Genomic DNA, 13720 nt, shown 5'->3' with positions numbered 1-13720 from the left:
TCAGCGACAGTCTGTCTTATTCAGAACATATTCATAGCCGCGTGTAGGTTGTTTGAGCACCCATACGCCCTGTTTTTGAACTCGTTCACCTTCGTGCCAGGTAATGGCATCGGCTTTAAGATGCAGGTCGAGTGCGTAGCGTTGAACGACACCTTCGCCCGAGCGATCCCAATTGGCCTGAATCTGATTACCCTTGATCGTTCCCTGAACAGGGCCTCGTGCCCGATCTTTTTCATAGGGATTAATGTCCAGATAGCCAGTGGCCTTCGTTCCATTCATAATTAACCGTATGGTTGTCGTATCGCGTTTTAGTATCTGTTGAAAGCAGAGGGTGTCAGGGGCTACTGCTGTTTCAGCGGAGGTAGTACTTGCTGATTCTTGCGAAGGACGGCCCTGACAACCGAAGAGGAGGCTTGTTGAGATAATAATCAGTGTAATACGCATGGTACGTCAACTAATTTGGACGATTGAGTTTTCTGAATAACGTCGAATATTCCTGATGGTTTATAGGGTAAGGCTGATAAAGTATGAAAAAGGAGTCAGGAAGTCCGTTAAGTCACCTTCTGCCTCAGAGCGAAATGGAAATTATAAATTGCTTATTCGTTTAACGCCTGATAAATATTTAAGAACAAAGTCGATAAATAGTCGTTTTTTTGCAGGATGGGGTTAACGACTCATGCCCTGATCCTTTTTTTTACACCAACTCCCAATCAATCATGACCAGTAATCAATACTCGCCCTCCGGACGAAAGTGGGGCTTGTTATCGGCTCTTTTAGTTGCGCTGATTTTTACGTTCTCTGCCTGCAAAAAAAATGATGATAACACACCAACCGTTCCAACGATCTATGATTTAATCAATAATGGCAATGGTACTACGAACCAGTTTACGCTGTTCAAAAAGGCTATTACCCGTGCCAATTTGGCTGGTGCATTGAGGCAACCAGGCACCTATACTGTTTTTGCTCCGACAGACGCTGCCTTTAAGCTATTAGGTCCTGCTTACGCTGATACAGTAGCAATTAATAATATTCCTATAGTGCAGTTAACAGCCGTTCTTCAGTACCACATACTCAGCACAAAGACAGAGTCGGCGGCTATACCGACGGCACTGCTAACACCCGTTCCGACGCTTGGTGGATCATCGTTGTATCTATCAAAAGTAGCCTCAACATCGGGGACCTCCAGTAGTATATCTGCCAATGGCGCACGAATCGTTCTGGCAGATCAACAAGCCAGTAACGGTGTAGTGCACGTAATAGATCGGGTATTGGTTCCACCGATTCTGGGCGATCTGGTTGGTACTATTCAGGCTATACCCGGATTATTTCCAACCGTATCGTTTACGTTCCTACAGGCTGCTGTAGCCAAAGTAGGGGCGGCTAGTTCCTTAACGGGTACTACACCATTGACCGTATTTGCGCCAACCGATGCCGCCTTTACCGCTGCTATACCCACTATTAAAACAGTAGCAGACATAAATGCGCTACCAGTAGCTACATTAGGCCAGATTCTTCAGTACCATATTGTACCGGGCCGGGTGTTTACACCGCTGATTTCCAGTGGATCAAGTTTGACGACTGCCCAGACCGGTACAATTACCTATGCTGCCAGCACAACGGCAATAACCGTAACCGGTAAAGGAAATGGGGGTACAGCATCGAATATTATATTTCCTGACATTCCGGCAACAAATGGCGTCATCAATGTTGTTGATCGATTGTTGCTGCCTCAGTAGATAGGTTAGTAACCTTTCTTCCTGCACAAGCCGAGCCCATATCAGAGCTCGGCTTGTGCGTTTTTGTGCGTTTTATGGCTGTTTGGGAGGAATCAAAACCCTGCTCCATCTGTTTTGTTTATAAGGATAAAGCATCAAATTGTTAAACCGAAATCGCGGGATTGTCCGTAAGACTTTCGACCTTTGGCACCTTGACTTGTGACCTGTATCGAATGGCTAAACCACAAAAAAAACTCTTTCTGTTAGACGCGCTGGCTCTGATCTATCGCGCTCATTTTGCCTTTAATAAATCGCCCCGTATTTCGTCGCGGGGCGTAAATACGTCAGCGATCTTTGGATTCATGAATGCCATGATCGAGGTATTGACCAAGGAAAAACCCACCCACATTGGTGTTGCATTCGATTCATCGAAGAAAACATTTCGGCACGAACAGTTTCCAATGTATAAGGCCACCCGACAGTCACAACCCGAAGACATCAGTGTGGCTACACCGTATATCAAGCAGATTGTTGAGGCCATGCACATTCCGATCCTGATTCTGGATGGCTATGAGGCCGACGATATAATTGGGACCATCGCAAAAAAAGCAGCTCTGGCTGATTTTGAGGTCTATATGATGACCCCTGACAAAGATTATGGGCAATTGGTTGAAGAGCATGTCCATATCTACAAGCCTGCGTTCATGGGGAAACCTGCCGAAAAACTGGGCGTAAATGAGATTCTGGAACGCTGGCAGATTGAGCGGATCGAGCAGGTAACGGATATGCTTGGCCTCATGGGCGACTCGGTCGATAACATTCCGGGAATTCCGGGAGTTGGTGAAAAAACGGCGCAAAAACTCATTGCCGACTTCGGTTCAGTCGAAAATCTGATTGCCAACGCCGACCAGTTAAAAGGTAAACTCAAAGAAAACGTTGTCAATTTTGCCGATCAGGGCCTCCTCTCGAAGCAATTGGCAACCATCCATCTCGATGTGCCGGTTGCTTTCGATGAAGATCACCTGCGTCATACAGAATATGACAAACCACGGCTGGCCGCACTGCTGGACGAACTGGAGTTCCGGCAGATGAAAACCCGCTTACTGGGCGGCAATTACGACGAAAAACCACTCCCCGAAGCTTTCAAGAATACGGCACCAGCCCAAATGAATCTGTTCGATTCACCCGGCGGGGACACGCCTGCGTTTCTGCCTTTCCCGAATATGGGAGCCCTGAAACCATCAGGTGCTAATGATTTGCCGTTTGATTTTGGCTCTGGCGATGCAGTGGCTACACCAACAGGCAAACCGAAAGAGAAACGGACCAGCGTTAAAGCCCCAGCTGCTTCTGCGTCGGCTGCAACGCCGGATTTCGTAACTGATTCTGCCACGATTGAGGATGGCGAACGTGTTGCAACTGAGCAGGACCAACCCGCTTACCTTGATGTGTATCCTGACTATGAGATCGATGAGGTACAGCCTGAGCGCCGGAGGAATATATTATCGGTAAAGCACGATTATCGCCTGGTCGATACGGCCGAACTGCGGGCCAGCCTGGTGCATTATCTGAGTCTTCAGGAAAGTATCTGTTTTGACTCCGAAACGACTGCTATCGATCCGGTAGAGGCCGATCTGGTTGGTCTATCGTTTGCTTATCGCACCGGCGAAGCGTTTTATGTGCCCGTTCCGGAAGACCGTGACGAGGCTCAGGCCGTGGTCGATCAGTTTAAGCCGGTATTCGAAAATCCGACCATTGGCAAGATCGGGCAGAATCTGAAGTATGATCTGTTGATGCTCAAAAAATACGGTGTCGAAGTGCAGGGTAAGTTGTTCGATACGATGATTGCCCATTACCTCATCGAGCCGGAGATGCGCCATAACATGGATATGATGGCGATGACGTACCTGAACTACCAGCCCGTTGAGATTGAGGCATTGATCGGCAAAAAAGGTAAAGGCCAATTGACGATGCGGGAAGTCGATGTGCAGAAAGTGGTCGACTATGCAAGCGAGGATGCCGATATCACCCTTCAGCTAAAAGAAGCCTTTGCGCCCCGACTTGAAAAGGACAGCCTATACAAACTCTTCGACCAGGTCGAAATGCCGCTTGTACAGGTGCTGACTGACCTTGAATTAGAAGGCGTTGCGATCGATACCAATGCTCTGGCTGAATTATCGGCGACGCTTGAAGTAGACATGCGGCAAGTGCAGCAGGAGATCTTCGAGATTGCGGGCGAATCATTCAATATCGGTTCGCCAAAGCAACTGGGTGAAATCCTGTTCGATAAACTCAAGCTCGATAAGAACGCCAAAAAGACCAAAACCGGCCAATACGCTACGGGCGAGGAGATTCTGTCGAAACTGGAAGCCGAGCATGAAATTGCCCGCAAGATTCTGGATTACCGCGAATTGATCAAACTCAAAAACACCTACGTTGATGTCCTGCCGTTGCTGATCAGTAAACGTACCGGGCGGATTCATACGTCGTTTAATCAGGCTGTTGCATCGACTGGGCGCTTGTCGTCGGTTAATCCTAATTTACAGAATATCCCGATCCGGACACCACGAGGGCAGGAAATTCGAAAAGCCTTTGTGCCGCGCGGACCGGAGTTTGTGATTATGTCGGCCGATTATTCGCAGATTGAATTGCGGATCATGGCGGCCTTCAGTGGCGACCAGACCATGCTTGACGCCTTCAACAATGACGTAGATATTCATACACAAACGGCCAGTAAAGTCTTTCACGTGCCGATCAGTGAGGTGACGACCGAGATGCGCCGGAAGGCTAAAACCATCAACTTTGGGATTATCTATGGTATTTCGGCCTTTGGGTTAAGTCAGCGCTTAAAAATTCCGCGTAAGGAAGCGGCTCAAATCATTGACGAGTACTTTGCCGAGTTTCCGGCTGTAAAAGCCTATATGGACCAGAGCGTCGAAAAAGCACGAGGGTTTGGCTATGCCGAAACGATTTTGGGGCGCCGTCGGTATCTGCGCGATATCAACTCACGAAACCAGACTGACCGGATGTTTGCTGAGCGGAATGCGGTCAATGCGCCGATCCAGGGCAGTGCGGCCGATATGCTCAAGATTGCCATGATTCGTATCCATGAATTCATGCAGGCCGAGCGGTTAAAGTCGAAAATGATTCTGACCGTTCATGATGAACTGGTGTTCGATGCTCACCGTGACGAAATCGACCTGCTGCGTGATCGTGTTGCCGACATCATGAGAAATGCGATTCCAATGGCCGTGAAGATGGAAACCGGAATTGGCATTGGTGAAAACTGGTTACTGGCTCACTAACCTGTTTTATGCTGTAGGCGACTTTTTTTTTGTGTTGGTTAAGCGATACCATCAAACAGGTAATCATTCAAAATCCCCAGCCTGAGTCAGGCTGGGGATTTTGTAATTACACCACTTCTGATCACGAATTTTCTTCGGGAATGTGAGATAATTTACAAATATTACATACGTTCAGTGTGTTTATATAGAGATTAGGAATTGAATAATACGAAGATTATGCTTTAATGCGTCTATACAGTTTAAAGGATTCTATCGCTTGTTATTTATCATGGACAGCCATTGTATTCCGCGCAAAGTAGCCTTATGAAATTGCTCTTATTTAGATAATAGTGCCATTTAGAGCTAAATGGAAGCGCTGTACTTTAGAAAAAGTAATGCTACTCCTGTTTAATAGTCCATTCAATTGCACCGGCTGGCTAATAAATTAGATCATTTATAGAACTGGGAACGTTTTTGTACTTTTTTTATTTGCCTGATAGAGTAGCCTTCGTTTTAAGGAGGCTACGGTGCGTTTTAGAGGTAAAACGCACGAGCTGTCAGAAAAAAGTAGCTGCAAATGAAAAAGAGTTTATTGCCTCTCGCCATCGGAGGCTTCGGCATTGGAATGACCGAATTTGTCATGATGGGCATTCTGCCTGATATTGCGAGTGCACTACGCATCTCGATTCCCGTTGCTGGTCATTTAATCTCGGCTTATGCGCTTGGTGTCGTGTTAGGCGCTCCGTTGCTGGTTGGGATTGCCGGAAATTATCCGCCTAAAAAGATTCTACTGGGCCTGATGGCCATCTTTACCTTTTGTAATATCCTGTCGTCATTTGCCCCCAATTATGAAACCATGATGATAACCCGGTTGCTATCGGGCCTGCCGCATGGTGCGTTCTTTGGTGTTGGGGCGGTAGTGGCGAGCCGATTAGCGGGTAAGGGCAAAGAAGCACAGGCCATTTCGATGATGTTTGCCGGGCTTACCATTGCTAATATTATTGGTGTGCCGCTGGGCACCTACATTGGTCATACCATGAGCTGGCGCATAACATTTGTGGTTATTGCGGCTGTTGGGCTGATCACCATGTTCTGCATCCAGAAACTGCTTCCTGCTATGCCGGTAGTCGGCGAATCCAATCTTCGCAAAGACCTCAAACTGTTTACCCATGTAGAACCCTGGCTGATTCTGGGCATTACGGCTATTGGTACAGGCGGGCTATTTGCCTGGTTCAGTTATATCGCTCCGTTATTGACCGAAGTTGCTCATTTTAGTAGCGACCAGATCACCTGGATTCTGGTCCTGGCCGGTTTAGGTATGGCCGTGGGTAACCTGATTGCCGGGCGTATGGCTGACTTTATTTCACCCATTAAGGCCACGGCTTTATTCCTATTGCTGATGGTAATCTGTCTGTTACTTGTCTATGCGGTTGCGCCCTTTAAGGTGCCGCTGCTGATCATGACCTTCATTACGGGAGCCATTGCTTTCTCATTGGGTGCACCGATTCAGATTCTGATGATCCGGGCCTCCAATGGGTCCGAAATGCTGGCTTCATCGGTTAGTCAGGCGGGTTTCAATATCGGTAACGCGTTGGGTGCTTATCTGGGCGGTATGCCAATTGCAGCCGGTTTAGGCTATTCGTCTCCTCAATTGGTAGGAGCTATGCTGGCATTTACCGGGTTTGTACTGGCTATGATGGCCTACTTCCGGCAAAAGAGTGTTGTTAATTACGAACTAGCGCATGGCAACTAGGAACTGACCGATCTAACAAATTTTTCATACGTGTATTAGCGGATTCTGTACCTTAACACAGAATCCGCTTTTTTGTGTTTAACCACGTCACTATATGAGCTTTTTAGGCATTTTTGCCGTCCTGGCAATCATCATTATTTATTTGTCCATCGTTATCGTGCAACAGGGTACGGTGGCTGTTGTAACAATTTTCGGGAAATATGCCCGTGTTCTGGGTCCGGGTCTGAATTTTAAAATTCCGTTTATTGAGGTTATTTACCGACGTATTTCCATTCAGAATCGCTCCGTTGAACTGGCATTTCAGGCAATTACGGCCGATCAGGCAAACGTGAACTTTAAAGCAATGCTGGTCTATTCGGTACTGAATCAGGGCGAAGAAACCATCAAAAATGTTGCCTTCAAATTTATCGATGAAGCCTCGTTTATGCAGGCGTTGATTCGAACCATCGAAGGATCGATCCGTAGCTTTGTTGCCACCAAACGCCAGTCAGAAATTCTGGCACTACGTTCTGAAATTATTGAACACGTTAAGGCTCAGCTTGATACGCTACTCGAAAGCTGGGGTTACCACCTGACTGATCTGCAATTGAATGACATTGCCTTCGATGAGGTAATTATGCGGTCGATGGCGCAGGTAGTGGCTTCGTCTAATTTGAGAGCAGCTGCCGAAAACGAAGGCCAGGCTTTGCTGATCACAAAAACGAAAGCCGCTGAAGCCGAAGGTAACGCCATTAAAATCTCGGCTGAGGCTGAAAAAACAGCCTCTCAATTGCGTGGTCAGGGTGTTGCCCTGTTCCGGGAAGAGGTAGCGAAGGGTATGGCCGAATCGGCTAAAGTCATGACCGAGGCTAATCTGGATGCATCACTGATCCTGTTCTCAATCTGGACAGAAGCCATTAAGCACTTTGCCGAAAATGGCAACGGTAATGTCATTTTTCTGGATGGGTCAACTGAAGGCATGGATAAAACCATGAAACAGTTACTGGCTGTCGAGAAAATGAATAGCGGTAGCGGAACAGGGCGGATCATAACGCCACCAGAAGAGTTAAAGAAGTAGCCGTGCGCTGAAAAAGCAATAAAATTGGATGATTGTCGGGAACGTTGAGCCTTTCGTTTGTTCATCTAACAAACCCCTGTTCACCAAGTATGACAAACCTGCTTTTTCCTACCGATTTTTCGATAACTTCCGCGTCAGCCCTCAACTGGGCACGGCTATTTGCTCACAAAACAGGTGCAACCATAACGCTACTGCATGTCAATCAACCCATGATTCCCGATTCGACCCTGCCAACGATGGGTGAACCTGGTCTGGGGTTGCTGGCAGCGCAGGAAGTGGAACAGATCAGCCAACAGCGATTAAAGCAACTCCAAGCCGATTTAAAACTGGAAGGACTATCGGTGCGAACAGAATGGCGGATCGGTATAGTCGATGATGAAATTCTGGATGTCGCCAAAGAAATTTTGGCCGATCTGATTGTGATGGGTCGAAGCGATTTAAGCACATTTTTTGATCGCCTGGCGGGCAGTGCCGCAACCGACGTAGCCGACGAAGCCATTTGTCCGGTGTTAATTGTGCCGATTCCACCCGAAGGAGAGCCTGTTCGACCGGCTCAGGTGCGGACAATTGCCTATGCTATGCAGTCGCAAACCACACAAAGTACAGTATCTGAACAAACCGACTCGCTGATCAAAGCATTTGATGCACACCTTTCGGTTTTAACGGACGATCAACTCGATAACGCCCATACTGACCTGATTGTCATGCAGCTATATCCACAATCGGGTTTTCTGGACAACCTACTCCATCCGAACCACACTGCGCGCCTGATCGAAAAATCGACAGTACCAGTACTGGTCTATCATAAATAAGCTAGTACTCAGCCAATTTAAACCTATAAGCCGGGCCGCCGATGCGGTTTCAAAAACCGCATCGGCGGCCCGGCTTATAGGTTTGTAATCAATCGACAATCTCACAGTGTATTGCCTACTGCAAATTGAGCGTCATGAAGTAGAGATCAAGGCCCGGAGCCCAGACATTCGGCTCGGTATACTGAAGCTGAAAGCCTGATTTCTCGAAAAATTGGTACGCGACCTGAGAGGTTCGGCATTCCACAAGCTGACTTCCTGATCGTTGGCGAATAAGCCCGAGATTATACGCTAATAAGGCTTTTCCAACCCCTAAACCCTTCGCATCCGGATCGGTAAGAATCCAGCAAATCCGGCTAACCTGCCCATCCGAAGTTATATAGTGGCCACAGGCACCAACCACTTGCCCGTCGTGGTCGGCCACGAAATAAGGATCCGTATTTGTTCGGAGAAATTCAGCGTACTCACCCAGTTCATTCACACCAAATGCCGTTGGTATGTTCTTTCGGAACGCAGCCAGCAGCTGGCCAGAATCAGAGCTTTTAAACGGACGGATCAACATCAGTGTGCTACACCGGGGCTTTTAAGGTAAAATACTGCAGGTTATACAAATCTACCGAATGATCTTGTTCGCCGGGTTTACAATGGAACGTTTATTGCTGAGAGTCACTCAGAGATGGCCATATTTACGTATTATTGGCCGTAAATTTGGCATTGTAAATGCGTGTAGTCTTTTTCCTCTTTTTTCTACTTCCGTTTACCCTGTTTGCCCAGCTTAAAGGCTGGCAGGAGCTTACCATTTCGGATGGCCTGTCGCAGGGAATGATCTTCGATCTGAAGCAGGATCAGAAAGGGTTTCTGTGGGTAGCCACTAAAGATGGGCTCAATCGTTATGATGGGCATAATTTCAAGGTATTCACCCATGACCCCTATAATGACTACAGTATTTCCGACAATGCCTGTTCGGCTTTACTACTGGATCGACATGGACGGCTTTGGATCGGTACACTCAACAAAGGTCTTAATCTCTACGATGACCGGACCCAGCGATTTTACCACATTACGCTTGGTGATGAGTCGTCGACAAAGTCCAATAATCATGAAGTTCAATTGCTCGACGAAGACCCCGAAGGCAATATCTGGGTAAGTACTTCGGTAGGAAGGTCGTTCAAAATTCAGTTACCGGCATCGCTTCAGCAGGGGTTTCCCGATCAGGCCAACTTTACAAAGCAAATCCAGCTAATTTCCCTTCGCCTGAATAGTGAGCAAATAAATCAACCCCACTTTCATTTCAGTTTTAAAGCCAATGGCCAGGGAATAACCGGTGTGGATAATGGCGTGTATGCGTTTAATTGGCGCAATCCGGCTTCATTTTCGAAACTTAATCTGTTTGTCGGCGAGACGCCAACCATTTTTGATCTTTATGAAGATCCCATTCAGGATTTTCTGTTTGTCAGCACCGGTCAACAAATCAAATGCTGGCATCGGGGCTATTCAAAAACGATTGCATTGCCCAACTCGTCTCCCTACGGTGTACGTATCAAATCTATTGATAAAAATACCCTGGCCATCTCAACGGTCAGTCACTTGTGGCTACTGTCAGCTTCCCAGCTGTTTGGTAAAGACAGCCTGACCGTCGGCGATGCGTTTGTACAGTTTCCCCCTAATCTGTTTGCAATTACCACCGTTCTCCGGGATAAGACGGGCAATATCTGGGCAGGGACCAGTGGCTACGGCCTCCGGAAATTTAACCCTAGTGTTAAACAGTTTCATTCATACCTACCCAAGACATCCCTTTCGCATTTGTATGTAGATCAGCAGGGACGGACGTATGCCCGCTACCAATTCGCGTATGGTCAGTTGGATCGATCGACAGATCGGCTGTTGCCTTTTCTGGATGAACGCCTTCCGGAAGCCGACAAACGGCAGCGCTATTTTATGCAGGATCGGCAGGGCTTTTTCTGGGTGTCTAATGCGCATTTTAAAACCCACGAGCAGCACCTGTTCAAATTCTCCAGTACGTGGCAATTGCTCAAAAAATATCCGCTGCCTGCCGGAATAGAATTCGGCTTTTGGGCCAACCAGACCCTCGAAGATCCATCCCGAAACCTGTGGATCGGAGCCATGAAGGGGAAGTTGCTCCGGTTCAATCCACAGACAGAAACGTTTCAGGTATTCAGCTATCTGGCCCAGAATGAAACGGAAACCTACGCGCTGTTGCGGGAGCCCAACGGATCATTCTGGATAGGGACGCAGCAAGGGCTTATCAAAGCCGACCATCTGCTGACAAAACCGACGTATTCGTACTACAGAAACTCGGCCACGAATCGCCAGAGTTTGAGCAATGATTTTGTATCCAGTCTGGTCAATGATCCCAGTGATCCTGCCCGCTATTTATGGGTCGGTACGAAAGGAGGGGGGCTGGACCGGCTCGATAAGAAAAACGGGCAATTCGAACACTTTACAGAAGCACAGGGGTTGCCCAATAAAGTAATCTATGGGATTTTAACCGATTCATTTGGTCATCTCTGGCTAAGTACCAATCGGGGTTTATCGCAGTTCAATCCCAAAACAAATCAGTTCCGCAACTACACCCAGACAGATGGGCTTCAGGACGATGAGTTTAATACGGGGTCTTTCTTCAAAACAGCGTCGGGAGAATTGCTTTTTGGCGGTGTCAATGGCCTGAACAGCTTTCGACCCTCCGAACTCGCAGGGGCAAGCCAATCAATTCCAATGGTGAATATTATTGGGTTGAAGGTAAATAATAAACCAGTTGAGGCCGGAGGAGTCGATGACGTGTTAACGCATGGAATAGAATATGCCCAGCGACTCGACCTGTCACACGACCAAAACCTCCTCACGTTCGAGTTCGGGCTGATGGATTACACCAATTCTGACAACAATCGGTATCGCTACCGGCTGGATGGAATCGACAACGATTGGGTGGAGGCTGGAACGAATCGTTTTGCCAATTATGCTCAGCTGCCTGGCGGCAAGTACCGGCTGGAGGTGATGGGTTCGGCCGATGGCGAAGTGTGGAGCAAATCCGTTGAACTCCTGATTCGAATTCATCCGCCATTCTATCGAACCTGGTGGGCTTATCTGCTCTATGCGCTTATCGTTGCGGTGGTGGGCTGGCAGCTATACCTGTTCCAGACCCAGCGGCTCCTGCTTCAACAGCAGGTTGATTTTGAGCAGAAAGAAGCCAGTCGATTATCGGAGCTGGACGCGCTTAAGACGCAGTTTTTTACCAACATTTCACACGAGTTCCGAACACCGCTCACGTTGATTCTTGGTCCATTGGGTAATCGGAAAAACAAGCCACTCCGCGAGGCCGACCTGTCGATGATGGAACGAAATGGCCATCGGTTGATGACGCTGATCAATCAACTGCTCGATTTGAGCAAATTGGAGGCTCGCGAATTGACTACCGAATCGGAGCCGGGTGACATTGCGTCCTTTTTTCGGATTATAGCCAGTTCATTTAGCTCGCTGGCCGATAACCGTTCCATTCAATTCAGTTTTGCCCAGAGCCGATCTGCCTTCTGGGTGAATTTTGACCGGGATAAGCTGGAAAAAATTGTGACGAACCTGCTCTCCAACGCCTTTAAGTTTACGCCCGATGGCCATACCGTGCGCATGGATGTTTCCTATCAGACTGAAGGTAAAGCGGGTTTTGTGACGCTACGGATTGAGGATACCGGTATTGGCATCGATTCGGCCAACCTGCCCAAAATCTTTGATCGGTTTTATCAGGTCGATAGTAAATACAGCCGGAATTATGAGGGAACGGGTATTGGCCTGGCATTGGTCAATGAATTGGTGAAGGTTCTACAGGGTTCGATCTCAGTAGCCAGCACCGAAGGGATGGGCACTACATTTACGGTTCGTTTACCGTTGGTGATACTGAATGAACCAGAACATAGCACAGCCGTTACGGGTCCGTCCCCGGCTAAGCTGCCTCAGCGAGTGCTTGTGCCAACAACGGCTGGGACCCCCATACCAACTATACCACAGGAACAGGTGTTAACTACCGAAAATGTGCTGCTCATCATCGACGATAATGCAGATATCAGGGCCTATATACGGCGCATTTTTGAAGCAGATTTTCAGGTGATCGAAGCCGAAGATGGACAGGATGGTCTGGAAAAAGCAACCGCTGTAACGCCCACGATTGTTATCTGTGACCTGATGATGCCTCGACTGGACGGCTTCGGCTTTTGCCGGATACTGAAAAACCAGGAAGCTACCAGCCACATTCCGGTGGTGATGCTGACGGCTAAAGCGACCCTCGAAGATCGCCTGGAAGGTTTTGAGCTGGGCGCCGACGATTACCTGACAAAACCCTTCAATACCGACGAGATCCGGGTACGGGTTCGTAACCTGCTCGATAAACAGGAGCGGTTGCGGCACTATTTCAGTCATAACCTCCTCCTGCCTAAAACTCCGCCAATACCTATCCGTTCGCAGGAAGAAACGTTCCTGCAAAAGGTCCGTGAGATTATCGACCGCCATTTGGGCGACAGTAGTTTCGGCGTTGATCAGTTGAGCCAGCACATGAACCTGAGTTCGTCACAACTACTCCGTAAACTCAAGGCATTGACCAACCTGACTACCGTAGAATTTTTGCGGCAGTACCGGCTGGAGCGAGCTGCCGTTTTGCTGGCAGAACGGTCGGGAACCGTTTCTGATGTTGCCTATCAGGTAGGCTTTGAGAGTCTGCCTTACTTCACGAAAGTATTTCAGGAGCAGTTTGGCGTACTTCCTTCTGAGTATACAGTTTAGTGTTCTTTGGTTGTAAAACTGCAAAAAGGCCCTAATAAGGGCCTTTTTTTTTACTTATGCTGGAAATGAGGAAAAGAATGCCGGATTTGTGCTAACACCTGCGCTGGCTAAAGAATCACATTTGTGCCTGGCTTACTGCCTGCCTCTAAAACAAATCTACCATGTACAACTACACGATGAAATCGAAAAACCCATGACTGCCTGTTGATCGATTGGCAGCCACTATGTACATCAATGGCCTGCCCTATTGGTAGCAACGTCACCATTCTTTGTGTTGACCCGACCATTTCCTGAGTAAAATACTTATCTCAATCTTT

8 protein-coding genes are annotated in these 13720 nt (G+C 47.9%); 6 read left to right on the top strand and 2 right to left on the bottom strand.

What is annotated here, in order from left to right:
• Entirely contained in the window at positions 1-444 is a 444-nt protein-coding gene (locus tag GJR95_RS39375; RefSeq protein ID WP_162391082.1) for a hypothetical protein, read from the bottom strand.
• Positions 445-716: 272 nt separating this feature from the next.
• Here GJR95_RS39375 and GJR95_RS39370 point away from each other — a divergent pair, with 272 nt between their 5' ends.
• The 5 genes from GJR95_RS39370 (at position 717) to GJR95_RS39350 (ending at position 8618) form a co-directional block, all read left to right on the top strand.
• Entirely contained in the window at positions 717-1736 is a 1020-nt protein-coding gene (locus GJR95_RS39370) for a fasciclin domain-containing protein (RefSeq protein ID WP_162391081.1), read from the top strand.
• Between the two features lie 212 nt (positions 1737-1948).
• Positions 1949-5017 (top strand): DNA polymerase I, encoded by a 3069-nt coding sequence (polA, locus tag GJR95_RS39365; protein ID WP_162391080.1) that lies wholly within the window; start codon positions 1949-1951, stop codon positions 5015-5017.
• A gap of 556 nt (positions 5018-5573) precedes the next feature.
• Positions 5574-6749 carry an MFS transporter gene (locus GJR95_RS39360; protein ID WP_162391079.1) on the top strand — a complete coding sequence of 392 codons (1176 nt, stop codon included), beginning with the start codon at positions 5574-5576 and terminating at the stop codon, positions 6747-6749.
• Between the two features lie 94 nt (positions 6750-6843).
• On the top strand, positions 6844-7806 hold the full coding sequence (locus tag GJR95_RS39355) for an SPFH domain-containing protein (RefSeq protein ID WP_162391078.1): 963 nt from the start codon (positions 6844-6846) through the stop codon (positions 7804-7806).
• Between the two features lie 89 nt (positions 7807-7895).
• The gene (locus GJR95_RS39350) at positions 7896-8618 is read left to right on the top strand and encodes a universal stress protein (RefSeq protein WP_162391077.1); all 723 of its coding nucleotides are present in this window, start codon (positions 7896-7898) and stop codon (positions 8616-8618) included.
• A gap of 115 nt (positions 8619-8733) precedes the next feature.
• Here GJR95_RS39350 and GJR95_RS39345 read toward each other — a convergent pair whose 3' ends face one another.
• Positions 8734-9177: a GNAT family N-acetyltransferase gene (locus tag GJR95_RS39345; protein ID WP_162391076.1), complete on the bottom strand. Its 444-nt coding sequence runs from the start codon at positions 9175-9177 to the stop codon at positions 8734-8736.
• A 158-nt stretch (positions 9178-9335) separates the two neighbouring features.
• Here GJR95_RS39345 and GJR95_RS39340 point away from each other — a divergent pair, with 158 nt between their 5' ends.
• A complete protein-coding gene (locus tag GJR95_RS39340; RefSeq protein ID WP_162391075.1) occupies positions 9336-13403 on the top strand; it encodes a hybrid sensor histidine kinase/response regulator transcription factor in 4068 nt (1355 codons plus the stop codon).
• The last annotated feature ends 317 nt before the right edge of the window (positions 13404-13720 follow it).

The sequence above is a fragment of the Spirosoma endbachense genome, from assembly GCF_010233585.1.
Classification (GTDB): domain Bacteria; phylum Bacteroidota; class Bacteroidia; order Cytophagales; family Spirosomataceae; genus Spirosoma; species Spirosoma endbachense.
Note: the sequence above shows the minus strand (reverse complement) of the source record. Positions and strands in the feature narration are given on the sequence as shown.

Bases quoted from the DNA above. Each gene is read 5' to 3' on its own strand.
- GJR95_RS39375 (WP_162391082.1), bottom strand. From the start codon at position 444: ATGCGTATTACACTGATTATTATCTCAACAAGCCTCCTCTTCGGTTGT.
- polA (WP_162391080.1), top strand. From the start codon at position 1,949: ATGGCTAAACCACAAAAAAAACTCTTTCTGTTAGACGCGCTGGCTCTG.
- GJR95_RS39360 (WP_162391079.1), top strand. From the start codon at position 5,574: ATGAAAAAGAGTTTATTGCCTCTCGCCATCGGAGGCTTCGGCATTGGA.
- GJR95_RS39340 (WP_162391075.1), top strand. From the start codon at position 9,336: ATGCGTGTAGTCTTTTTCCTCTTTTTTCTACTTCCGTTTACCCTGTTT.
- GJR95_RS39370 (WP_162391081.1), top strand. From the start codon at position 717: ATGACCAGTAATCAATACTCGCCCTCCGGACGAAAGTGGGGCTTGTTA.
- GJR95_RS39345 (WP_162391076.1), bottom strand. From the start codon at position 9,177: ATGTTGATCCGTCCGTTTAAAAGCTCTGATTCTGGCCAGCTGCTGGCT.
- GJR95_RS39355 (WP_162391078.1), top strand. From the start codon at position 6,844: ATGAGCTTTTTAGGCATTTTTGCCGTCCTGGCAATCATCATTATTTAT.
- GJR95_RS39350 (WP_162391077.1), top strand. From the start codon at position 7,896: ATGACAAACCTGCTTTTTCCTACCGATTTTTCGATAACTTCCGCGTCA.